This window comes from Pseudorhodobacter sp. (assembly GCF_034675685.1).
Taxonomy (GTDB): Bacteria; Pseudomonadota; Alphaproteobacteria; order Rhodobacterales; family Rhodobacteraceae; genus Pseudorhodobacter.
This window is the reverse complement of sequence record NZ_JAUCDA010000002.1, coordinates 267,843-288,762: the sequence shown is the minus strand read 5'-3', so window position 1 is coordinate 288,762 and position 20,920 is coordinate 267,843. Positions and strand designations below refer to the sequence as shown.

Annotated in this window: 23 protein-coding genes; 14 read left to right on the top strand and 9 right to left on the bottom strand. The window is 59.6% G+C overall.

The features are described from left to right. Positions 1 to 6: 6 nt before the first annotated feature. Positions 7 to 1,101 carry a carboxynorspermidine decarboxylase gene (locus tag VDP61_RS01485; RefSeq protein ID WP_323005161.1) on the bottom strand — a complete coding sequence of 365 codons (1,095 nt, stop codon included), beginning with the start codon at positions 1,099 to 1,101 and terminating at the stop codon, positions 7 to 9. A 184-nt stretch (positions 1,102 to 1,285) separates the two neighbouring features. Between VDP61_RS01485 and VDP61_RS01480 the strand changes: the two genes are divergently transcribed. Further along, positions 1,286 to 1,924 (top strand): ribonuclease HII, encoded by a 639-nt coding sequence (locus VDP61_RS01480; RefSeq protein WP_415234505.1) that lies wholly within the window; start codon positions 1,286 to 1,288, stop codon positions 1,922 to 1,924. A gap of 86 nt (positions 1,925 to 2,010) precedes the next feature. Next, positions 2,011 to 3,129, top strand: a complete 1,119-nt coding sequence (locus VDP61_RS01475) for a site-specific DNA-methyltransferase (RefSeq protein WP_323005160.1) — start codon at positions 2,011 to 2,013, stop codon at positions 3,127 to 3,129. Positions 3,130 to 3,245: 116 nt separating this feature from the next. On the opposite strand, the gene VDP61_RS01470 is transcribed toward VDP61_RS01475, so the two are convergent. After that, entirely contained in the window at positions 3,246 to 4,388 is a 1,143-nt protein-coding gene (locus tag VDP61_RS01470) for an alkane 1-monooxygenase (RefSeq protein WP_323005159.1), read from the bottom strand. A gap of 46 nt (positions 4,389 to 4,434) precedes the next feature. After that, positions 4,435 to 5,457, bottom strand: a complete 1,023-nt coding sequence (mutY, locus tag VDP61_RS01465; protein ID WP_323005158.1) for an A/G-specific adenine glycosylase — start codon at positions 5,455 to 5,457, stop codon at positions 4,435 to 4,437. Positions 5,458 to 5,538: 81 nt separating this feature from the next. Between mutY and VDP61_RS01460 the strand changes: the two genes are divergently transcribed. The 9 genes from VDP61_RS01460 to VDP61_RS01420 all read left to right on the top strand — a co-directional run bounded on the left by VDP61_RS01460 (position 5,539) and on the right by VDP61_RS01420 (position 13,645). Next, positions 5,539 to 6,081, top strand: a complete 543-nt coding sequence (locus VDP61_RS01460) for a DUF721 domain-containing protein (RefSeq protein WP_323005157.1) — start codon at positions 5,539 to 5,541, stop codon at positions 6,079 to 6,081. Further along, positions 6,078 to 6,716 (top strand): DsbA family protein, encoded by a 639-nt coding sequence (locus VDP61_RS01455; RefSeq protein WP_415234501.1) that lies wholly within the window; start codon positions 6,078 to 6,080, stop codon positions 6,714 to 6,716. Before VDP61_RS01460 ends, VDP61_RS01455 begins: the two co-directional genes overlap by 4 nt. A 3-nt stretch (positions 6,717 to 6,719) precedes the next feature. Continuing rightward, positions 6,720 to 7,853, top strand: coding sequence for a CaiB/BaiF CoA-transferase family protein (locus VDP61_RS01450; protein WP_323005156.1), 1,134 nt, complete (start codon positions 6,720 to 6,722; stop codon positions 7,851 to 7,853). Positions 7,854 to 8,116: 263 nt separating this feature from the next. After that, positions 8,117 to 8,725 carry a CDP-alcohol phosphatidyltransferase family protein gene (locus tag VDP61_RS01445; protein WP_323005155.1) on the top strand — a complete coding sequence of 203 codons (609 nt, stop codon included), beginning with the start codon at positions 8,117 to 8,119 and terminating at the stop codon, positions 8,723 to 8,725. A gap of 13 nt (positions 8,726 to 8,738) precedes the next feature. Then, on the top strand, positions 8,739 to 9,923 hold the full coding sequence (locus VDP61_RS01440) for an ABC transporter substrate-binding protein (protein WP_323005154.1): 1,185 nt from the start codon (positions 8,739 to 8,741) through the stop codon (positions 9,921 to 9,923). After that, on the top strand, positions 9,920 to 11,626 hold the full coding sequence (locus VDP61_RS01435; protein ID WP_323005153.1) for an ABC transporter permease: 1,707 nt from the start codon (positions 9,920 to 9,922) through the stop codon (positions 11,624 to 11,626). The genes VDP61_RS01440 and VDP61_RS01435 overlap by 4 nt, the downstream gene beginning before the upstream one ends. Further along, entirely contained in the window at positions 11,623 to 12,252 is a 630-nt protein-coding gene (locus tag VDP61_RS01430; RefSeq protein ID WP_323005152.1) for an ATP-binding cassette domain-containing protein, read from the top strand. The genes VDP61_RS01435 and VDP61_RS01430 overlap by 4 nt, the downstream gene beginning before the upstream one ends. Positions 12,253 to 12,288: 36 nt before the next feature. Then, the gene (locus tag VDP61_RS01425; protein ID WP_323005151.1) at positions 12,289 to 12,630 is read left to right on the top strand and encodes a DUF2794 domain-containing protein; all 342 of its coding nucleotides are present in this window, start codon (positions 12,289 to 12,291) and stop codon (positions 12,628 to 12,630) included. Between the two features lie 7 nt (positions 12,631 to 12,637). Further along, positions 12,638 to 13,645: a P1 family peptidase gene (locus tag VDP61_RS01420; protein WP_323005469.1), complete on the top strand. Its 1,008-nt coding sequence runs from the start codon at positions 12,638 to 12,640 to the stop codon at positions 13,643 to 13,645. Here VDP61_RS01420 and VDP61_RS01415 read toward each other — a convergent pair. The 5 genes from VDP61_RS01415 to epmA all read right to left on the bottom strand — a co-directional run bounded on the left by VDP61_RS01415 (position 13,631) and on the right by epmA (position 16,678). Further along, positions 13,631 to 14,074: a molybdenum cofactor biosynthesis protein MoaE gene (locus VDP61_RS01415; RefSeq protein ID WP_323005150.1), complete on the bottom strand. Its 444-nt coding sequence runs from the start codon at positions 14,072 to 14,074 to the stop codon at positions 13,631 to 13,633. The two genes, VDP61_RS01420 and VDP61_RS01415, sit on opposite strands and share 15 nt — an antisense overlap. A 3-nt stretch (positions 14,075 to 14,077) precedes the next feature. Further along, positions 14,078 to 14,326, bottom strand: coding sequence for a molybdopterin converting factor subunit 1 (gene moaD / locus VDP61_RS01410; RefSeq protein WP_323005149.1), 249 nt, complete (start codon positions 14,324 to 14,326; stop codon positions 14,078 to 14,080). Continuing rightward, on the bottom strand, positions 14,323 to 14,946 hold the full coding sequence (gene pgsA, locus VDP61_RS01405; protein ID WP_323005148.1) for a CDP-diacylglycerol--glycerol-3-phosphate 3-phosphatidyltransferase: 624 nt from the start codon (positions 14,944 to 14,946) through the stop codon (positions 14,323 to 14,325). Before pgsA ends, moaD begins: the two co-directional genes overlap by 4 nt. Before the next feature lie 142 nt (positions 14,947 to 15,088). Then, the gene (locus VDP61_RS01400; protein WP_323005147.1) at positions 15,089 to 15,517 is read right to left on the bottom strand and encodes a hypothetical protein; all 429 of its coding nucleotides are present in this window, start codon (positions 15,515 to 15,517) and stop codon (positions 15,089 to 15,091) included. Positions 15,518 to 15,637: 120 nt separating this feature from the next. Continuing rightward, positions 15,638 to 16,678 (bottom strand): EF-P lysine aminoacylase EpmA, encoded by a 1,041-nt coding sequence (gene epmA / locus VDP61_RS01395; RefSeq protein ID WP_323005146.1) that lies wholly within the window; start codon positions 16,676 to 16,678, stop codon positions 15,638 to 15,640. A 103-nt stretch (positions 16,679 to 16,781) separates the two neighbouring features. On the opposite strand from epmA, the gene efp reads away from it, so the two are divergent. Next, entirely contained in the window at positions 16,782 to 17,348 is a 567-nt protein-coding gene (gene efp, locus VDP61_RS01390) for an elongation factor P (RefSeq protein ID WP_323005468.1), read from the top strand. A 192-nt stretch (positions 17,349 to 17,540) separates the two neighbouring features. Here the strand turns inward: efp and VDP61_RS01385 are convergent, their stop codons facing one another. Next, positions 17,541 to 18,443 (bottom strand): LysR substrate-binding domain-containing protein, encoded by a 903-nt coding sequence (locus tag VDP61_RS01385; RefSeq protein WP_323005145.1) that lies wholly within the window; start codon positions 18,441 to 18,443, stop codon positions 17,541 to 17,543. A gap of 194 nt (positions 18,444 to 18,637) precedes the next feature. Here VDP61_RS01385 and ugpB point away from each other — a divergent pair, with 194 nt between their 5' ends. After that, entirely contained in the window at positions 18,638 to 19,951 is a 1,314-nt protein-coding gene (gene ugpB / locus VDP61_RS01380) for a sn-glycerol-3-phosphate ABC transporter substrate-binding protein UgpB (RefSeq protein ID WP_323005144.1), read from the top strand. Between the two features lie 56 nt (positions 19,952 to 20,007). Next, on the top strand, positions 20,008 to 20,889 hold the full coding sequence (gene ugpA / locus VDP61_RS01375; protein ID WP_323005143.1) for a sn-glycerol-3-phosphate ABC transporter permease UgpA: 882 nt from the start codon (positions 20,008 to 20,010) through the stop codon (positions 20,887 to 20,889). Positions 20,890 to 20,920 lie beyond the last annotated feature (31 nt).

Sequence of the window (20,920 nt, the reverse complement as noted above, 5' to 3'; positions counted from 1 at the left end):
CCCCCTTCAGCCCAAATTGCCTTCAAAATCGGCGTAATCAAACACCCGTGCCACGGTCAGCGATCCGTCCAACTCTCGCAACACAAGCGAAGGCATTTTGACGCCGTTGAACCAGTTTTTCTTGACCATGGTATAGCCCGCAGCATCGGCGATGCTAAGCCGGTCACCCACCACAAGCGGTGCCGGAAAGGTGAATTCGCCGAAAATATCGCCAGCAAGGCAGGATTTCCCGCAGATCATATAGGGGTGATCGCCAGAAACCTTGATCTTGGCGGATTCGCGGTAGATCAGCAAATCAAGCATATGCGCCTCGACTGAACTGTCGACAATCGCCAGGTCCTTGCCATTGTTCAGCACGTCCAAAACCGTCACCTCAAGCGAGGCCGCGCCGGTAATTGCCGCCTCGCCCGGTTCCAGATAGACCTGCACGCCAAAACGCGCAGCAAAGGCTTTCAGCCGCGCGCCAAGCGCCTCGATGGGGTATCCCTCGCCGGTAAAGTGAATCCCACCACCCAGGCTAACCCATTCCAACCCTTGCAGAAAATCACCAAATTCCGACTCGATCCGTGTCAATTGCCGATCAAACAGCGCGAAATCATCATTTTCGCAGTTGTAATGAATCATCACCCCCGAAATCTGGTCTGCTACCGCAGTCAGCTTGGCCAGATCCCATTCACCCAAGCGGCTAAAGGCGCGGGCCGGATCGGCCAGATCAAAATGTGACGTGGAAAATTGCGGGTTCAGCCGCAAGCCCCGCGCGATGCCTGTCGTCTTATCCGCAAAGCGCTGCAATTGGCTGATGGAGTTGAAGATGATTTTATCGGCATAGCCTACCGCCTCATCCACCTCATCCTCGGCCCAGGCGACCGAATAGGCATGGGTTTCGCCGCCAAACCGCTGCCGCCCCAGGCGCAATTCATACAGGCTGCTGGATGTCGTGCCGTCCATATGGCCGCGCATCACGTCAAACGCGGGCCAGGTCGCGAAGCATTTCAGCGCCAACAAGCACTTTGCGCCAGAAGCGGTGCGCAACTGGTCCATCTTGGCCATATTTGCGGCCAGGCGCGTCTTGTCGATCAGGTAGTAAGGCGTCGGTATCATGGCGTCCCCCCCAAATAAGGCAAGAGGGGGGCATATAGGCCAAGTGCCCTGTTGGTGCAAGCGACACAGGCGAAACGAAGGCAGTTTTTGCGCGACCCGGCCAAGTTTGACGCAATGCACTGGTAAGCGCCACGATGGGCGCGCCCCCCTTTTCATTTCGTGCCTGATCGGCTTTGGTCAGGGGATGATAAAACAAGTACCAGATGACCGCTATGAAGCCGCCGCCCGCGACCGTGGCGCCATGTATATTGCCGGGGTGGATGAGGTGGGGCGTGGCCCGCTGGCAGGCCCGGTGACGGCCGCTGCGGTGCGCCTGCTGCCAGGGCGGGTGCCGCCGGGCCTGAACGACAGCAAGGCGCTGACGGCCCGCCGCCGAGAGGCGCTGTTCGATGCGATTATCGAGATGGCCGAGGTTTCGATTGCCCATGCCTCGGTTGAGGAGATTGACACGTTGAATATCTTGCGGGCCAGCCATCTGGCGATGGTGCGCGCGCTGCGTGGCCTGCCGAACCGGCCCGACTATGCGCTGATTGATGGAAATCTGCTGCCGCGTGACCTGCCCTGCGACGGTGAAGCGATTATCAAAGGGGATGCGCTGTCGTTATCAATCGCTGCGGCCTCGATTGTGGCAAAAGTAACACGCGATCGCCTGATGGTGGATTTGGCGCAACAGCATCCGGGTTATGGATGGGCCCGAAATGCAGGATACCCGACAAAAGAGCATCAGTTGGCGCTCCTAAATCTTGGGGTGACCGCGCAACATAGACGTTCGTTCAAACCCGTACACAATATCTTGTATCAAGATAAATCTATAACCCGTTGATTCAATAAAGAATTTGACGGCGAATCAGTAATGACTCATCTTTGGCCCCAACAACACGACGCATAATGCGCGGGACAGAGGCAGAGATGACAATCAAGATGAAAGCGCCGGAGGCAGCTGTGCTGCCATTGAATCAGATACTTGCGGGTGACTGCATTGCCGCGATGAACAGCCTGCCCGCAGGGTCGGTTGATCTTATCTTTGCAGACCCCCCCTATAATCTGCAATTGAAGGGCGATTTGCATCGCCCCGATAACTCGCTGGTGGATGCGGTGGATGATCACTGGGACCAGTTCTCCAGCTTTGCCAAATATGACGAGTTCACGCGCGGATGGCTGGCAGCGGCCAAGCGGCTGCTAAAGCCGAATGGTGCGCTGTGGGTGATTGGGTCGTATCATAATATCTTCCGGGTTGGCGCGACCTTGCAAGATCAAGGCTATTGGGTGCTGAACGACGTTGTGTGGCGCAAATCAAACCCGATGCCGAATTTCCGTGGCAAACGCCTGACGAATGCGCATGAAACCCTGATCTGGGCCAGCCGGGACGAGGGCGCGAAATATACCTTCAATTATGAGGCGCTGAAGGCGTTGAATGAAGGGGTGCAAATGCGCTCAGATTGGGTTTTGCCGATCTGTACCGGGCATGAGCGGTTGAAGAACGAGGCTGGCGACAAGGCCCACCCAACCCAAAAGCCGGAAAGCCTGCTTCATCGAATTCTGGTGGCGACGACCAATCCGGGCGATGTGGTTTTGGACCCGTTTTTCGGGACAGGCACAACCGGGGCTGTGGCCAAGATGTTGGGCCGCGATTATATCGGGATCGAGCGCGAGGAGGCTTATCGCAGGGCTGCGGAAAAGCGTATCTCGAAAGTGCGAAAATTCGACGCTTCGGCGCTGGAAATCACTGGCTCAAAACGGGCCGAGCCAAGGGTCCCCTTTGGGCAGGTGGTTGAGCGGGGCATGTTGCGGCCGGGCGAGGAATTGTATTCTATCGGCAGCCGGTTCAAGGCCAAGGTGCGTGCCGATGGTACGCTTGTGGGCAATGATGTGAAAGGTTCCATTCATCAGGTCGGGGCCGCGCTGGAAGGCGCGCCAAGCTGCAATGGCTGGACCTATTGGCATTTCAAGCGCGAGGGGAAAATGGTTTCCATTGATATCTTGCGCCAGCAAATCCGGGCTGAAATGGATGACCGCCGGCCGCACTGAGCCCGCCGAACGGCCCAGACCAATACCTGTTTTGGCAAGGCAACCCCTTCGGATCCGCGCTGCGCGATCTGAAGGGGGGCAAAATGCAGCGTTATGCCACTGAAAGCGAGGGGCGATCAGCGCGGGGCGGGGTTCAGCGCTTTGTTATAGCTGTGCCAATCGGTGATGTCGGGGTAGTGCATGCGGCGCCAAGCGCGGACCCGTGGGTTCATCATGCGTCTGAACAGCGGCGGCATCATCGCGGCGGTGGTCATCACCGGATAGCCATAGGGCAGTTGCGGGGCCTCATCCGTGGTATAGGTTTGCAGCAGCGGAAAGCGGCGGTCGGGCTTGTAGTGGTGGTCGGAATGGCGTTGCAGGTTGATCAACAGCCAGTTTGAGGCTTTGTGATCCGCGTTCCAAGAGTGGCGCGGCAAGACGTGTTCGTATTTGCCCGCGCCCAGATGGCGCCGGGTCAGGCCGTAATGCTCGACATAATTGACCAGTTCCAACTGCCAGATGGCAACAAAGGCCTGATACAAAAACAGGGCAAGGCCTGCCCAACCGCCGATCACAAACGCCAACATCACCATGCCGGTTTGCAAGGTTGCATAGCGCCAGAACGGGTTGCTTATATGGGTTACAGGCAAATTACGCCGCGCCAGCATTGCCTTTTCGGCCTGCCAGCTTGAGCGGAGGCATTGATGCAGCACGCGCGGGAAAAAGCGGTGAAACCCTTCGTTGTAGCGGGCCGTTACCGGGTCACGCGGGGTGCCGACATAGAGGTGATGCACACGCAAATGTTCCGACCGGAAATGCCCGTAAAGGACCGAGGCCAGCAGCAAATCGCCCATCCAGCGCTCTATTTTCGATTTTTGGTGCATGAGTTCGTGGCTGTAATTGATGCCAACCGTCCCCGAGATCACGCCCATACCAAAGAAAATCAGCACCGCTTCCCCTGCGCCAAGGTGGTCAGCGCGGGGCACATAATAGAGCAGCCAAAGCAGCAAGGTGAATTGCACCGGAAACCAGAGTATCGTGATGGCGCGGTACCAGAACAAACCCGACAGGGGTGTTTCAGGGTCGGGGTTATTGGCATTGCGCCCCAGAATGGCATCCAGCAGCGAGAACATTCCCCAAGAGGCGACGGGCATCAGCAGGACCGTCCAACCCCCGAAAAGCGCGCTGATGATCGCGACCGGGACCAGCAAAAGCGACAACCAGAACGGCAAGGCACGATTGATACGGGCAATGTCAGCGGCGCGGATGGTTGTTGTCATGGTTCACCTTTTGGATGGCGCATGGTGGGGGTGGCGCAGGGCTTGGTCAACGCTGCAAAAGTGCCGGTGCCGCAAGATTATGGGCTTTGCGCATCAAACTTGGCAGGTCGTCAGGGTTAACCGGCTGAAACATTCCGTGATCGGGCTGGGCAGAGGTCGTGGCGACCAGCACGGTTAGGGCGGCATGAAAATGGGTGAATGTGTGGCGAACCTGACCAATATCTTGCCAATTGGCGGTGATCGGGGCAGTTTGATGCGGAGATTTGCTATCCCAGCCATTGCCGGGAAAGCCGATGGTCCCCCCCAGCAAGCCCTTTTCGGGGCGCTGTTCCACCAGCCATCGGCCATCGGGGTGGCGGGCAAGCCAAAGCAGGCCAAGGCGGGTCGGTTTTTCCGGTTTCGGGGATCGGCGGGGCAGATCGGCTTGGGTGCCAGCTGCGTGCGCGGCGCAAAAACGGCGCAATGGGCAAAGGCCACAGGCCGGGTTGCGCGGGGTGCAAAGGGTCGCGCCAAGGTCCATCACCGCTTGGGCGTAATCGCCGGGACGGTGCTGGGGGGTAAGGGTTTTGGCCAATGCGGCCAGTTCGGGCTTGGCCTTTGGCAAGGGGGTGCTGACATTGAACAGCCGCGCGATCACGCGCTCTACATTCCCATCGACCACCGTTGCGGGCTCATTGAACGCAATAGCGGCAATGGCGGCGGCCGTATAAGGGCCGATGCCGGGAAGACCAAGCAGCCCGGCATAGGTTGTAGGAAACCCCCCAAGCGCCTGCACCATCCGGGCGCATTTCAGCAGGTTACGGGCGCGGGCATAATAGCCAAGCCCGGCCCATTCCGCCATCACCGCCGCATCCTGTGCCTGCGCAAGCGCGCTGACGGTTGGCCAGCGGGTGGTGAAACGGTCAAAATAACTGCGCACAGCGGCGACCGTGGTTTGTTGCAACATCACCTCAGACAGCCAGATACGATAGGGGTCGGGGCGTTGCGGGCTGTGCGGCGGTATGCGCCATGGCATTTGCCGCGCGTGCTGATCGTACCAGGCCAGCAGGGCTGCGGCTGCATCTTGCATGATTTATACCTTTTTATGGTCATTCGTGCTGGCACGTGGGGCCAGTCGGGTTAAGATAGAGAGACGTGGGGGAATGACCAGATGAAGCAGCCGACTGGCAATCAATTTCAGGGAAAAAACCGCCGGATGCGCGGATTTGAGGCGGCTTCAGGGCTGTTGAAAGAGCGGATCAGGACGGCAGGCGAGGCGCGGGGATTCGCGGTGACCCGCTTGCTGACAGCCTGGGCCGAGATAGTCGGTACAGAATTGGCGGCAATCACGCGGCCCGTCAGGATCGGCTATTCAAAGGGCGGGATGGGGGCAACGCTGACCCTGCTGACCACCTCAGTCAATGGGCCGATGGTGCAGATGCAACTGCCCGCAATCAAGGAAAAAGTGAACGCCTGCTATGGCTACGCCGCGATTTCCCGCATTGCCCTGACGCAAACAGCGCCAACAGGCTTTGCCGAAGGGCAGGCCGAATTTACCCCCGCACCAAAGCAAACCCCCGCCCCAGACCCCGCGATACAGGCCGAAGCAAGCCGGGTCGCGATGGGTGTTCACGATAATTCGTTGCGCGAGGCCCTTGAAACTTTGACGCAAAACTTCTTATCTCGGGCCAAATCACAAAGAGGCAGACCATGAACCGTAGAGACTTTTCGCTAGCCCTTGCCGCGGCCTTGGCCACAGCCGGGCTTCCCATGATGCCGCTTTGGGCGCAAACCACGGACAGCACGGCCCAGCCTGCCTTGCCAGAGGTGGCGGATCTGGTGATTGGCAATCCAGATGCCAAGGTGGTGCTGACGGAATATGCGTCCTACACCTGCCCGCATTGCGCGACATTTCACGCCCAGGTTTTCAAAGATCTGAAGCGTGACTATATCGACACCGGCAAGATCAAATTTGTGTACCGCGAAGTCTATTTTGATCGCTACGGCCTTTGGGCTGGCATGCTGGCACGCTGCGGCGGTGAAATGCGCTATTTCGGTATTCAGGATATTCTGTTCACCAATCTGAAAGAATGGGCAGCCTCGGATGATCCGGCTGCGGTGGTTGAAAACCTGCGCCGGATCGGGCGGACAGCAGGGCTGGAGGATGCGGCGATTGATGCGTGTATGAATGATGGTGCCATGGCCCAGGCGATGGTGAACAAATACCAGGCTGATACCGAAGCCGATGGAATTGATTCCACCCCGTCGTTCATCCTGAACGGCACCAAGCACAGCAATATGAACTATGCTGATCTGAAGGCGTTGCTTGACGCCGAACTGGCGAAATAAGCCATGGATGCCCCTCTCAAAGGTGTGCGCGTCATTGAATTGGCGCGTATTTTAGCCGGCCCATGGGCGGGCCAGACCCTGGCCGATCTGGGCGCAGATGTGATAAAAGTGGAGGCCCCGGAGGGTGACGATACCCGCCGCTGGGGCCCCCCCTTCGTGGACCGTGAGGGCGACCGTTCGGCCGCCTATTTCCACGCCACCAACCGCGGCAAGAAATCGGTAACGGTTGATTTCCGCACGCCTGAGGGCCAAGAAACGGTGCGCCGTCTTGTCGCCGATGCCGATGTGGTGATTGAGAATTTCAAGCTGGGCGGGCTGGCGAAATACGGGTTGGACTATGCCAGCTTGGCAAAGGTGAACCCGAGGCTGATCTATTGCTCGATTACCGGGTTTGGCCAAACCGGACCCTATGCGCATCGGGCAGGCTATGATTTCATCATTCAGGGCATGTCGGGCCTGATGTCGGTGACAGGCGAGCCCGATGGCCAGCCGCAAAAGGTCGGTGTGGCCGTGACCGACATTTTCACCGGAATTTATGCCGCGACCGCGATTTTGGCCGCACTGCATCAGCGTGGGCCAGCGGGGCAAGGCCAGCATATTGATATGGCGTTGCTCGACGTGGCCACCGCGATCATGGCCAATCAGGCGATGAACTATCTGTCCACGGGCAAACCACCGGGCAAAATGGGCAATGCCCATCCGAATTTGGCCCCCTATGCAGTGTTTGATTGCGCCGATGGCTGGATCATCATCGCGACCGGGAATGATGGGCAATACCGCCGCTTGTGTGACCTTCTCGGCCTTGCCGCCCTTGGCACAGCGCCCGAATTTGCCACCAATGCCGACCGCATCGCCAACCGGGTTGCGCTGACCGAGGCGCTGACCCGCGCCACCAGCCAGCGCAGCAAGGCCGACTTGCTAGAGGCCTGCGAGGCTGCTGGTGTTCCTGCTGGCCCGATCAATGATTTGGCCGAGGTGTTTGCCGACCCGCAAGTCATTGCGCGGGGGCTGCAAATCGCGCCGGATGGGTTGACGGGCGTGCGCTCTCCCATGACATTCTCGGGTGCGGATTTGGCGCTGGACAGGCCAGCTCCGAAACTGGGTGAACATCAGGACGAAATATTGGGCAAGCTTTAGCGCTCCTCCTTCATTCTCTTTGGAAAAAATATCCTCGCCGAAGGCATCCGCAGTTTCATGCGGGTGCTTTCCTAACGGTATTGTGCGCGGCTGTAACACCATAGGGGGCTGACAAATGCGCTGCGGCTGCGCTAAATCGGGGTCACTTCAACCCGTAATTCCCTGCGCTGCGACCAAGGCACGCATGCGTTTTTCGTTCAGGCTGCCTTGGCCAAAAGCCGGGCAAACATAGGCCGAATGAAACACCCAGAAAGGCCATGCCGATGATTGACGCCGCCCTTGTGCCTGTGTTGCGGGCCGTTCTGGAGGCGCCGGCACGGGCGTTGGTCGCGCGGGGTATCGGGGCCGATCAGGTAACATTGGCCGGTTTTTGCATCGGGCTTTTGGCGCTGCCGGCATTGTGGCTGGGCTGGTATGGGCTTGCCTTGGGGCTTATTCTGGCAAACCGCGTCGCGGATGGTCTGGATGGTGTTATGGCGCGGCAGGTTGGGGCCACCGACCGCGGCGCATTTCTTGATATTGCGCTGGATTTCTTTTTCTACGCCACCGTGCCTTTGGGTTTTGCACTTGCTGAGCCCGAAAATGCCTTGGCTGCGGCAGTGTTGATTTGCGCTTTTGTCGGAACGGGTTCCAGCTTTTTGGCCTTTGCGGTGATTGCGGCCAAGCGGGGGCTGCAGGCGGGTGCCCATCGTGCAAAAGGTATCTATTATCTGGGTGGGCTGACCGAAGGCACGGAAACGATTGGGGTATTTGTTCTTATGTGCCTCTTTCCGGCGTGGTTCGTCCCTTTGGCTTTTGGGTTTGCTGCGGCCTGTGCAGTGACGACCGTTTTGCGCTGGCTTCAGGGCTGGCGCGTTTTTTCTGACCTTTGATAAAGGAGTTGTGATGCGTGCACTTATGATAGCGGCGTTTGGCCTTGGCCTTGGCACCCCGGCGCTGGCCGATTGGCAGCAGACGCTTGATGCCGCGCGCGGCCAGACGGTCTATTGGAATGCCTGGGGCGGCGACGCGCGCACCAATGCGTTTATCGCCTGGGTGGGCGCACAGACCGAGGCCCAATACGGCGTGAAGGTCGTGCAGGTCAAGCTGACGGATACGGCCACGGCGGTAACGCAAGTGATTTCGGAAAAAGCAGCGGGCAAGGATAGCGGCGGTTCGGTTGATATGATCTGGATCAACGGGCCGAATTTTCTGTCAATGAAAGAGCAGGGCTTGCTGCATGGCCCGTTTGCTGCCGACTTGCCAAACGCCAGGTATCTTGATCTGTCGCCCAATTCTGCGGCGGCCATGGATTTCACTGTGCCGGTCGACGGCTACGAGTTTGCCTGGCGGCTGGCGCGGTTTGTGTTCACTTATGACAGCGCCGTAACGCTGGCCCCGCCTTCCGATATGGCCGGGTTTCTGGCCTATGCACAGGCGCATCCGGGGCGGGTAACGCACCCGAATGTCAGCAACTTTATGGGGGCAAGTTTTCTGAAACAGGCGCTGATCGAATTTGCACCCGATCAGGCTGTCTTGCAATCACCCGTTACCGATGTTGCGTTTGACATGGCGACGCAGCCGCTTTGGGCTTGGTATGATGCAATGCGCCCGTTTATGTGGCGCGAAGGTAAGACATTCCCGGAAAACCAGTCGGTGCAGCAGCAATTGTTGAATGATGGTGAGGTGGATTTCGGCGTGTCGTTTGATCCCGCGTCGGCGGCTGGGGCGATAGCCGAGGGCCTGCTGCCCGATACTGCACGGGTATTTGTGCCGCTCGGCGGCTCAATCGGCAATATCTCTTTTGTGGCGATTCCGTATAATGCGGCGAACCGCGAAGGGGCAGAGGTTGTGGCGAATTTCTTGCTGGACCCGGCTACGCAGGCGCATCAACAAAACATCGAGGTTTTGGGCAGTTTCTCGGTGCTGGACCCGGCGCGGTTAAGCGCAGATGAGGCCGCCGTGTTTGCGGCGTTGCCATCCTCGCCTGCTTTGCCAAAGCTGGAAGATCTTGGGCCGACCTTGCTGGAGCCACATCCAAGCTGGATGACCAGGCTGGTGGCGGCATGGGGCGACCGTTACACCAAATGAGCGGTGAGGGTCGCGCGCTTCGGGTTTTGGTGGCGGTTGCTGTGATGGGCGGCCTTGTGTTGCCTATTCTGGCGGGATTTGCCCAGACGCTGCGCGCCGCTTTTGGCATCTTGCCCGCGATTGGCGCGGTGGAATGGTCGCTGGCCCCCTGGCATCAGCTTATGGCTTTGCCGGGGTTCGGCACCAGCCTGCGGCTGTCTTTGGTGACGGGTGTGGGCGCAACTATATTGGCACTTTTACTGGCGACGGGGTTCTTTGCGCTGATGCATGGCCGGATAGGCCATGGCGTGATCGGGCGGGGGGCGATGCCGTTTTTGGCGGCTCCGCATGCGGCTTTGGCAATCGGGTTGGCGTTTCTGCTGGCCCCCTCGGGGTGGATTGCGCGGCTGCTCTCGCCGGCGCTGACGGGCTGGGACCGGCCGCCGGATTGGGCCACGGTGAACGACGGCTGGGGGCTGGCGCTGATTGTCGGGTTGCTGATCAAGGAAGTGCCGTTCTTGCTGCTGGTGATCGGGTCGGCCTTGGGCCAGCTTCCGCTGCGGCAGCATATGGCGGCAGGGCGGGCGCTGGGCTATGGGCGTGGTGCGGTTTGGGTCAAGGTAATCATGCCGCAGGTTTACCCGTTGATACGGCTGCCGATTTTCATCGTATTGGCGTTTTCGCTTTCGGTAGTGGATATGGCGATCATCCTGGGGCCGTCGAACCCGCCAACGCTTGCCGTGGCGATCACCCGGTGGTTTTACGCAACCGATACCGCGCTGATCTTGCCTGCGTCGGCTGCGGCACTGATGCAGGCGGCGGTTGTGGCGGCGGCGGTTGCGGCGTGGATCGCGGCCGAGCGGGTGGCCAAGCGGCTGGGGTTGTGGTGGCTGCGGCGCGGTGGGCGCGGGCGCAGGGCCGCGCCGGGGCTTTGGCTTGCCGGGTCTGTGGTCGGTATATTGATGGTGTTGGGGGTGCTGGCGCTGGCGGGGTTGGTGCTGTGGTCATTTGCCTGGCGCTGGTCCTTTCCACAGGCTTTGCCGCAAAGCTGGTCAGTCAAGGGCTGGCTGACGCCGGAAAGCGGCTGGGGGCGGGCCTTGCGGGCGACTTTGATCATTGGCAGCAGTGTCACAGCCGCCTCGCTCCTGTTGGCGATTGCGTGGCTGGAGGGCGAGGATCGCGCGCGGCGGGGCCGGGCGGGTTGGGCGCAGGCGCTGATATACCTGCCGCTTTTGGTGCCGCAAATTGGGTTTCTATATGGGTTGAACGTGCTGTTTCTGAAGATCGGGGTCAGCGGCGGGATGCTGGCGGTGGTTTGGGCGCAGATGCTGTTCGTGTTCCCCTATGTCATGATTGCGCTGTCGGACCCGTGGCGCGCCCTGGACCGGCAGCATTTGCGGGCGGCGGCGGCCCTGGGGGCAGGGCCCTGGCGGCGGTTGATGGTGGTGAAACTGCCAATGCTGGTGCGGCCTGTGCTGGCGGCGGCGGCGATTGGGTTTGCCGTTTCTGTCGCGCAGTATCTGCCCACCCTGTTCATGGGCGCGGGGCGTGTGGCCACCCTGACGACCGAGGCGGTGACGCTGGCTGGTGGGTCTGACCGGCGGGTCGTGGGGGTTTACGCGGTGTTGCAGGCGGGCTTGCCGTTCTTGGCTTATGGGGTCGCGCTGTTGGTGCCAGCGGTGGTGTACCGCAACCGGCGCGGCTTGCTGGGGGGCACGGCATGAGCCTTGACTTGCAAGACGTGGCTGTGGGGCCAAAAGGCGGTGCGCCGTTGTTTGAGGCGCTTTCCCTTTCTGTGGCACCGGGAGAGGTGGCCACGCTGATGGGGCCGTCTGGCATCGGAAAATCGACCCTGCTGGATGCGATTGGCGGGCATCTGGCGCATGGTTTTATTGTCACCGGATCGGTGCGGTTGAACGGGCGCTGCGTGCTGGGCCTGCCTGCCGAGGCGCGGCGTATTGGCGTGTTGTTTCAGGACGCGATGCTGTTTCCGCATTTGTCGGTGGGCGATAACCTGGCCTTTGGGCTGGCGCGGTCGGTACGCGGCGTTGCGCGGCGCCTGGCGGTTGATGCGGCGTTGGAGCAGGCGGGTTTGGCGGGGTTTGCAGGGCGTGATCCGGCCACGCTGTCGGGCGGGCAGCGGGCACGGGCGGCGCTGATGCGGGCGTTGCTTGCACAACCCGAGGCGTTGTTGCTGGATGAGCCGTTTTCGCGGCTGGATGCCGAGTTGCGGGCCGAAATTCGCGGCTTTGTCTTTGAACATCTGCGCAAATGCGGGATTCCGGGGTTGTTGGTAACCCATGATGCCAGTGATGCCGATGCGGCGGGTGGTATGGTGGTGAACCTGTAACTTGCTTTCCTTGTCCGGGCGGCTAAGCTGGCCCCTATGAGCGCCGAGCCACCCATTCAGTTTCATGCCCATATCCCCGAGCAGGTCAGTTTTGATCGGCGCGAATTGGGGGTGATATTGTCGCTTTATGGCCAGATGGTCGCGCGGGGCGAATGGCGCGATTACGGGATCTCGGCGCTGCGCGAATTTGCGGTGTTTTCGGTGTTTCGGCGCACAGCCGAAAACCCGATGTACCGGATTGAAAAGCGCCCGAAACTGCGGAGCAAGCAAGGCATGTATTCCGTTCTGGGCATGGACGGGCAAGTGCTGCGGCGCGGGCATGATCTGGCGATGGTGCTGCGGGTGCTGGAACGCAAGCTGATCCATGGGGTTGATTGAGGTGGGTATGAAACCCGGTGCGCGAAACCTGATAACGGATGTTTCGGGGCTGTATGTGGGCAATATGGCCGACGCTGCGTTGCGGTCGGGGGTTTCGGTGCTGGTTGGTGATGCGCCGTTCACGGCGGCTGTGCATGTGATGGGCGGCGCGCCCGGCACGCGGGAAACGGATTTGCTGGCCCCCGACAGGTTGGTGCAAGAGGTGGACGCGCTGGTGCTGGCTGGCGGGTCGGCCTTTGGGCTGGATGCCTGTTCGGGGGTGGTGGATGGGCTGGCCGCGATGGGCCGCGGCTTTGCTGTGGGCGCTGTGCGGGTGCCGATTGTGCCGGGGGCGATCTTGTTCGACCTGCTGAATGGTGGGGATAAGGGGTGGCGCCACAACCCTTACGCGGGCATGGGGCGGGCGGCGCTGGCGGCGGCGGAAACGGGGTTTGCGCTGGGGTCGGTTGGGGCTGGGTTTGGTGCGGCGACCGGCTTTTTGAAAGGTGGTTTGGGGTCGGCCTCGGCGGTGCTGGGCAATGGGGTGACGGTAGGGGCCTTGGTGGCCGTGAACGCGCTTGGCTCGGTGACGGTGGGCGACGGGCCGCAGTTCTGGGCGGCACCCTGGGAATTGAAGGATGAGTTTGGTGGCCTGGGCCTGCCGATGCTGTTTGATGGCGCGGCAGAGCCGGTTCCGCGCAAACGCATGGGCGAGGCGACGACGCTTGCGATTGTGGCCACGGATGCGGCCCTTACCCAGGCGCAGGCGCAGCGGATGGCGATTGCGGCGCATGATGGCATGGCGCGCGCGATTGTGCCAAGTCACACGCCGATGGATGGCGATCTGGTGTTTGCCGTGTCTACCGGCGCGCGGACAGTGGCGGACCCTGTGGCCGACCCGTTCTTGCTGGGCCATGCGGCGGCCTGTGTGCTGGCGCGGGCGATTGCGCGCGGCGTTTACGCGGCGCGGGCGATGCCGGGTGATTTGCAGCCCACATGGGCCACGCGGTTTGGTGAGGTTTTACCAGCGTTTTAACGCGGCCTCGTCCTCGTCCCGCGCGGCGACCCAACCCGTGCCGGATTTGGTGATCTCTTTTTTCCAGAAGGGCGCGCGCGATTTCAGGTAATCCATCAGGTATTCGGCGGCGGCGAATGCGTCGGCGCGGTGCCGCGATGCGGTGGCGACCATCATGATCAGGTCTGTCGGCGCAAGGCGGCCGTGGCGGTGGATGATAAGGCAATTTGCCAGCGACCAGCGCGACATCGCCTGTTCGGCGATTGTGGTCAGGGCGCGTTCAGTCATGCCGGGGTAATGTTCAATCTCCATCACCTCCAGATCGCCGGCGGCGCTGTCGCGGGTCAGGCCGGTAAAGGTGACGATGGCCCCTGCACCGGGGCAGGCGCTGGCGAAAGCGTTGGCCTCGGCCCCCATGTCGAACGCGCCCGATTGCACGGAAATGCGCATGGGCTAACCCCCGGTCATGGGGGGGAATATGGCAACCTCGCGCACGCCTTTCAGGGGCGCGCTGAAGTCGGCAAGTTCCTGATCCAGCGCCACGCGGAGTGAGGAAAGATCCGCAAAGGCCATGGCGTAACGCTCTTCTCGCGCGGATAGTTCCGCGATCAGATCGGCCACGGTGGCGGCGGTGGTTTCCACTTTTTCGCGCGGCAGGCCGATGCGTTCGCGGACCCAAGCGAAATAAAGCACGTCGATCATGTGTCGTCCTTCAGATAGGGCTGCGCCTTGCGGAAATAATCCCAGCCGGTGACCGCAGTCAGCAAGGCCGCAATCCAGATCAGCGCCATGCCGACATGGGTGGCCATTGCTGCAGCCGAGAAAATGACCCGCAATTCGCCTTCACCAGCACGGGGCGGGCGGCCATCTTCGAGATAGGCAAGGCCGGTGCCGAGAAACAACACGGCAAGCGCGACCATTTGCGCGGTGGTTTTCCATTTGGCAAGCCTGGTGACTGTAAGCAGCCCCGCCTTGGCCCCGAGAAATTCGCGCAGGCCGGAAACGAACACCTCGCGGAACAAGATCACCGCAGCGGGCAGGATAAGCCAGGGGTTCATGCCGGAATAACCGGTAATGACCATGATCGCGATAACGACCATTGCTTTATCGGCAATCGGGTCAAGCATCGCGCCGAATTTGCTTTCCTGTTTCCACAGCCGCGCAAGATAGCCATCAAAGAAATCGGTGATGGCGGCCGTGACGAACAGCGCCAGCGCAAACCAATCGGCCCAAGGGCGCTGAAAATACAGAAACATGATCGCAACGCCGGGCGCGGCGAGCAGGCGCAAGACAGTCAGGATATTTGGCAGCGTCCACTTCATGGAATGATTGGTAGCCCAGAGGCGGGGCGGTGGGAAGGGGCATTTTGCCGCCACTGCCACAGATGCCTGCAAGCAAGGGGGTGCCTGCATTCTTTACACCGCCCGGCCCGGACATTTGGGGGGCGCTCATGCGTCAGGCTTGTCAGTTTTTCTTGTCCTGCAAGGCCTTGGCCAGCGCCATATACGCTTTCAACGCCGTAATATAGAGGATCATCGCCATCAGAACCAGGGCCGTTGCCTGAAGGTTGGTCGTGTTTACGGGCACCGGCGGAAGCGACTCTTTTATCGGGACGCTTTTGTAGTATTTCAGCTCTTTTTGGGCCTTTACGATGATGCTCATAAAGCGCGACTGCATCTTGACATCATCAGACCGTTCCTTGATCGCGCCCTCGATTTCCTTGAGCGTGTCGCGCAAGGTTGTATCGAGCCTGTCAAGCTTTTGGGCCTTTTTCCCAAGCTTGCGCTGCCAGTCTTCATAGGCCTTCTTTTTGTTTTCCTTGATGTTTTTCTTGGTTTTATGCGCCTGAAGAACGAGTTTGTTGAAATTGACGAAGCTAGTGGGTCGCGCCATAATGGTCAGCCTCCAAATGATACATTAAATATCTTTTCAGGCTGGGTGTTTTGCGGGGGCCTGTCAATGGTTTCGCATGGGGCCGCACAGGGGCAGGCGGCGGCCAAAAGGCACGTTGGGTCAGGCGACCGGGGCCCAGATCACATGGTCAATGCTGGGTGCCGCGGTGGCAAGCATGACAAGCCGGTCAAAGCCCATGGCGATGCCGGCGGCTTCGGGCATATGGGGCAAGGCTGCCAGAAAATCCTCATCCAGCGGGTAGCGTTGGCCGTAACGGCGGTGTTTTTCGTCCATTTCGGCGGTAAAGCGGGCGCGTTGTTCGGTGGCATTGGTCAGCTCGCCAAAACCGTTGGCAAGTTCGACCCCGCAGGCATAGACCTCAAACCGTTCGGCGCAGCGCGGATCATCAGGGCAAGGGCGCGCGAGGGCGGCCTCGGGCAGCGGATAGCGGTCAAGCATGGTCATCCGGCCATGGCCCAGATGGGGCTCGATGCGGTCAGACAAGGTCCGAGAGAACAGGTCGGACCATGTGTCATCGGGGGCAAAGCGGATATTTTGCGCCGCAAGTTGGGCGGCAAGGGCCGCGCTGTCGGTTTTTCCATCACGGGTGATGGTTGCCAGCAGGTCAATGCCGGCATGGCGTGTAAAAGCATCGGCGACCGAAAGCCGTTCAAACGGCAGGTTCGGATCGCATTCATGGGATTTATAGCGCAGCTTGGTACTGCCCGCCGCGATGGTGGCAAGGCGGGCGAATTGGGCGCAATCCTCCATCAACAGGCAGTAATCCTGCCCCACGCGATACCATTCAAGCATGGTAAATTCCGGGCTGTGCAGAGGGCCGCGTTCGCGGTTGCGCCAGACATGGGCAAAGGCATGGATGCGGTGTTCCCCCGCTGCCAGCAGCTTTTTCATCGCAAATTCCGGCGATGTGTGCAGATACATCGTTTGCGGCCTGCCATCATTGCCAATGGCGCAGGTTTCAAACGCGTGCAGATGGGTTTCATTGCCGGGGCTGATGACGAGGGCGGAGGGATCGACCTCGATGAAATCCTGTTCGGCAAGCCAGCCACGCAGGGCGGCCTGAATACGGTTGCGGGCCAGAAGGGCGGGGCGGCGACCTTCATGCGCGCCAGGCTGCCACCAGTTTGCCGGATTCGTCATGTTCTGCGCCTTTCGTCTGGAGATTTCGGCCAAGATAGGCTATTGCCTAGCGCCAACGGCCCGCGCATTAGGCGACGGGCGCCATAGTTACAAGGAAATTCGCGTGAAAGTCATCGCCTCCTCGCTGCGCAAGGGCAATGTCGTTGAGATGAACGACAAGCTCTATGTTGTTCTGACTGCTGAAAACTTCCACCCCGGAAAGGGGACGCCGACAACATCGGTGAACATGCGGGGCATTCTGGACGGTGTGAAGGTATCCGAACGCTGGCGCACGACCGAACAGGTCGAGCGCGCACATGTGGATGAGCGCAAGTATAATTTTTTATACGCTGACGGTGAAGGCTATCACTTCATGGAACCGGAAAGCTTTGACCAGATTTCGGTACAAGAAGATATTATCGGCGAGACGGCGATGTTTTTGAAAGACGGGCTGGAAGTTTCGTTGAAGACCTTCAACGGGGTCTGCATCGCGATTGAATTGCCACAGCGTTTGACTGTTGAGGTGACCGAGACGGAACCCGTGGTAAAGGGGCAAACCGCGTCGTCATCTTACAAGCCCGCGATCTGCGATGAAAAGGTGCGTGTGATGGTGCCGCCGCATATCGGGGTTGGTACGCGCATTGTGATCAACACCGAAGACAATTCCTATGTGGAACGCGCCAAGGATTGATTGACTTCAGCGGTTGAAAAAGGCCCTGCCGGCTGGTGGGGCTTTTTTTGTTTGGGGATGGGCGGCTTTGGTTCTTTGGCTGCGCAGGATCGTATCAGGATGAAAACGTTCAGGCGTGCATCGGGCAGCGATATGTGAGGAAGGCTTCAAGACGAAACGCTTTAGGCCTGCCATGGGGGCGGTCAAAATGTTTCAGCCCTGTTCAAACCCCCGTAAACTATCACGAAACAGGTCCATGAATTCCAGCGTGATCATCGAGGGGTGTTTATGGACTGGCCGCACGAGCGAAAGCCTGTGCGCGATTGCGGGCGCGAAGGGGCGGTAGGCAAGGCCGCGACCCGCGTAGCCTGCGGCATCAAGTTCCGATATGATCGAGACGCCAACGCGGCGGGCGACCAGTTCGCAGGCGGCGGTGAACTGGCGGGCCTCGACCACAGGTTTTATCTCTACCCCGGCGGCAAGAAAGGACTCGTTCAGGTCCCGAAAAAAGCTGCTGTCGCGGCGGGTGTGGATCAGGCGTTCATCGGCCAGATCGGCGGGCGTGATGAGTGTCTTTGCCAACAAGGGATGATCATCGGGCAGCACGCAGACCGACCGGATAAGGATGGTTTCGCTTTCTACCGCCGGATGCCCATCGAATCCGTCGGTGATGCCGCAATCATATTGCTCGCCGATGATCCATTCAAGGATGCGTTCGGGGCGGTCGGGTTCGATTGTGACGGTGACGCCGGGGCGCTGGGCAAGGAAGCTGGCGATGATTTCGGGCAGGTGGCTGGTCGCGAATCCGGGCAGGCAGGCCACGCGCAAATGGCCGGCCTTGCGGGTGGTGATGTTGCGGCTGACATCGTGCAGCTGATCCATCATTTCCAGCATGCGCCGAATGTCGGGAAGCAAGAACCGTGCCTCTTGTGTGGGAACAAGGCGGCCTTCGCGGCGATCAAAAAGCTGAAAGCCCATTTCCGATGAAAGATCGGAAATCAGCCGACTCACGGCGGGCTGCGAGATGCCAAGTTCGGCGGCCGCGCGCGTCATGGAGCCGTGCGCGGCCACGGTATTCAGCGCTTCGAGTTGGCGAAGTTGGAAGCGAGATTGCATAAGGGGCCTGTTTTCCGGGGCTTTCCAGAATTTCATAACGATTTGTTATGACCGTGTAAAAATAAATGTGGTTGTCTTATGATTTTCATAGGGTATCGTGATGGTATTGGAAGCGCGACGCCGGGCAACAACGGTGTTGGCTTCTGATCAATTTGCCTGCCTGTTCGGGCGGCTATTCCTGTTGGGAGGATATGATGAATAAGTTCGCAATCGGTGCATTGATCGCCGGAACCACAGCGCTGTCGCCACTGGTTGCCAGCGCGCAGACCGAAGTTCAGTTTTGGCATGCCTTTTCCGGGCGGCTGGCAGAGTTGGTTGACGCGCAGGTCGCGGATTTCAACGCCGGCCAAGCCGATTACAAGGTCGTGGCGACATCAAAGGGCAACTATTCCGAGGCATTGAACGCAGGGATTGCCGCGTTCCGTGCGGGTGAGCAGCCCGATATCTTGATGGTGTTCGAGGTGGGCACCGCGACGATGATGGGGGCCAAAGGGGCGGTTAAGCCGGTTTTTCAAGTGATGGCGGATGCGGGCGCGACCTTTGACCCTAACGCCTATATTGGCGCGGTGAAGGGCTATTACACCGATACCGACGGCCAGATGCTGTCGCTGCCGTTCAACTCCTCTACCCCGGTGTTGTGGGTGAACCGTGATGCGCTGACTGCGGCGGGAATTGACCCCGATGTAGACCTGTCGACATGGGATAAGATTGGCCCGGTGCTGGATACGTTGAAAGCGGCAGGCAGCACTTGCCCGCTGACAACCGCTTGGCAAAGCTGGATTCAACTGGAAAACCTGTCAGCCTATCACAACACGCCATTTGCCACGCAAGACAATGGTTTTGCCGGGCTGGATACGGAACTGGTGTTCAACAGCCCGCTGCAGGTAAAGCATATCCAGGCTTTGGGTGATTGGGCCAAGGACGGAAAATTCTTTTATGCGGGCCGCCGGAATGAAGGCGGGGCGAATTTCCGCGCGGGCGATTGTGCGCTGTTCACAGAAAGTTCGGCTGGCTATGCCGGTATCAAGGCCGAAGCGAAATTTGCCTTTGATGTTCGCCCCTTGCCCTATTGGGAAGGTGTGGCCGATGCGCCGCTGAATACGATTATCGGTGGTGCTTCGCTGTGGGTGATGGCTGGCAAAGAGGATGCCAATTACAAAGGCGCGGCAGAGTTTTTGAACTACCTGTCTTCGACCCCTGTGCAGGAGCAGTGGCACAAGGATACGGGCTATCTGCCGATTACGATTGCCGCGGGTGACGCAACGCGCGCATCCGGGTTCTATGAAGAGAATCCGGGCACCGATGTTGCCGTGATCCAGATGACAAAGAACCAGCCGACTGCCAATTCCAAGGGCATCCGTCTGGGCAACTTTGATCAGATCCGCACGATCATTGATGAGGAGCTGGAGGCAGTTTGGGTCGGTGACAAAGACGCGCAAACCGCGTTGGACAGCGCCGTATCGCGCGGTAATGAGTTGCTGCGCCGCTTTGAAGCTACCAGCCGATAAACGGATATGTCAGGCGGGGGTATCATGCCCCCGCCTGATGTCTTTTCGGGGGTGAAATGGAAAAACGCGTAACCTTCAAGGGCTGGAAGCTGCCCTTCTTGCTGATTATGCCGCAGGTTCTGGTTTCGGCGGTATTCTTCTTTTATCCGGCAGGGCAGGCGATCTGGCAGTCTATGTTCATCCCGGATCCCTTTGGCCTTTCAACGCGATTTGTGGGCCTTGGGAATTTTGAATATCTGTTTGGCAACAGCCATTACCGGGCCTCGTTTGTGACGACGGCGGTGTTTTCCTTGCTGGTGACGGTCTGTTCGATGGTGCCTGCGCTGTTTCTGGCCGTGCTGGCTGATCGGCTGGTCAAGGGCGCGGGGACGTATCGGACGCTGCTGATCTGGCCTTATGCGATTGCGCCGGCTGTGGCAGGGGTGCTGTGGCTGTTCATGTTCAACACCCGCATCGGGATTGTGGCGTGGTATCTGGGCAAGCTTGGCTATGACTGGAACCATGTGCTGAATGGGGCCGAGGCGATGGGGCTGGTGGTTGTGGCCAGCAGCTGGGGGCGAATCAGCTATAACTTCTTGTTCTTTTTTGCCGCGCTGCAAGCGGTGCCAAAATCGGTGATCGAGGCGGCGGCGATTGATGGTGCGCGATTCTGGCGGCGGTTTTTCACGATGGTTCTGCCGTTGATCTCGCCAACCATGTTTTTCCTGTTGGTGGTGAATGTGGTCTACGCATTCTTTGAAACCTTCGGCGTTATTCACACGATTACCGGTGGCGGGCCGCAGCAAAGCACGACGATCCTTGTCTACAAGGTGTTCTCGGATGGGTTTGTTGGCCAAGATCTCGGCTCCTCTGCCGCGCAATCGGTGGTGTTGCTGGTGGTCGTTGGGGTACTGACGGTGGTGCAGTTCAAGTTCCTCGAAAAGCGGGTGCATTACTGATGGTATTCAGGCCCAAAGATGAGCCGACAGG

Excerpts from the sequence above, each read along its gene's own strand:
- moaD (WP_323005149.1), bottom strand. The coding sequence starts at position 14,326 with ATGATCGACGTGCTTTATTTCGCTTGGGTCCGCGAACGCATCGGCCTG.
- VDP61_RS01450 (WP_323005156.1), top strand. The coding sequence starts at position 6,720 with ATGGATGCCCCTCTCAAAGGTGTGCGCGTCATTGAATTGGCGCGTATT.
- VDP61_RS01430 (WP_323005152.1), top strand. The coding sequence starts at position 11,623 with ATGAGCCTTGACTTGCAAGACGTGGCTGTGGGGCCAAAAGGCGGTGCG.
- VDP61_RS01415 (WP_323005150.1), bottom strand. The coding sequence starts at position 14,074 with ATGCGCATTTCCGTGCAATCGGGCGCGTTCGACATGGGGGCCGAGGCC.
- VDP61_RS01420 (WP_323005469.1), top strand. The coding sequence starts at position 12,638 with ATGAAACCCGGTGCGCGAAACCTGATAACGGATGTTTCGGGGCTGTAT.
- ugpA (WP_323005143.1), top strand. The coding sequence starts at position 20,008 with ATGGAAAAACGCGTAACCTTCAAGGGCTGGAAGCTGCCCTTCTTGCTG.
- VDP61_RS01425 (WP_323005151.1), top strand. The coding sequence starts at position 12,289 with ATGAGCGCCGAGCCACCCATTCAGTTTCATGCCCATATCCCCGAGCAG.
- VDP61_RS01455 (WP_415234501.1), top strand. The coding sequence starts at position 6,078 with ATGAACCGTAGAGACTTTTCGCTAGCCCTTGCCGCGGCCTTGGCCACA.
- VDP61_RS01385 (WP_323005145.1), bottom strand. The coding sequence starts at position 18,443 with ATGCAATCTCGCTTCCAACTTCGCCAACTCGAAGCGCTGAATACCGTG.
- epmA (WP_323005146.1), bottom strand. The coding sequence starts at position 16,678 with ATGACGAATCCGGCAAACTGGTGGCAGCCTGGCGCGCATGAAGGTCGC.
- VDP61_RS01440 (WP_323005154.1), top strand. The coding sequence starts at position 8,739 with ATGCGTGCACTTATGATAGCGGCGTTTGGCCTTGGCCTTGGCACCCCG.
- VDP61_RS01470 (WP_323005159.1), bottom strand. The coding sequence starts at position 4,388 with ATGACAACAACCATCCGCGCCGCTGACATTGCCCGTATCAATCGTGCC.
- VDP61_RS01445 (WP_323005155.1), top strand. The coding sequence starts at position 8,117 with ATGATTGACGCCGCCCTTGTGCCTGTGTTGCGGGCCGTTCTGGAGGCG.
- pgsA (WP_323005148.1), bottom strand. The coding sequence starts at position 14,946 with ATGAAGTGGACGCTGCCAAATATCCTGACTGTCTTGCGCCTGCTCGCC.
- VDP61_RS01460 (WP_323005157.1), top strand. The coding sequence starts at position 5,539 with ATGAAGCAGCCGACTGGCAATCAATTTCAGGGAAAAAACCGCCGGATG.
- ugpB (WP_323005144.1), top strand. The coding sequence starts at position 18,638 with ATGAATAAGTTCGCAATCGGTGCATTGATCGCCGGAACCACAGCGCTG.
- VDP61_RS01480 (WP_415234505.1), top strand. The coding sequence starts at position 1,286 with ATGATAAAACAAGTACCAGATGACCGCTATGAAGCCGCCGCCCGCGAC.
- VDP61_RS01400 (WP_323005147.1), bottom strand. The coding sequence starts at position 15,517 with ATGGCGCGACCCACTAGCTTCGTCAATTTCAACAAACTCGTTCTTCAG.
- mutY (WP_323005158.1), bottom strand. The coding sequence starts at position 5,457 with ATGCAAGATGCAGCCGCAGCCCTGCTGGCCTGGTACGATCAGCACGCG.
- VDP61_RS01485 (WP_323005161.1), bottom strand. The coding sequence starts at position 1,101 with ATGATACCGACGCCTTACTACCTGATCGACAAGACGCGCCTGGCCGCA.
- VDP61_RS01475 (WP_323005160.1), top strand. The coding sequence starts at position 2,011 with ATGACAATCAAGATGAAAGCGCCGGAGGCAGCTGTGCTGCCATTGAAT.
- VDP61_RS01435 (WP_323005153.1), top strand. The coding sequence starts at position 9,920 with ATGAGCGGTGAGGGTCGCGCGCTTCGGGTTTTGGTGGCGGTTGCTGTG.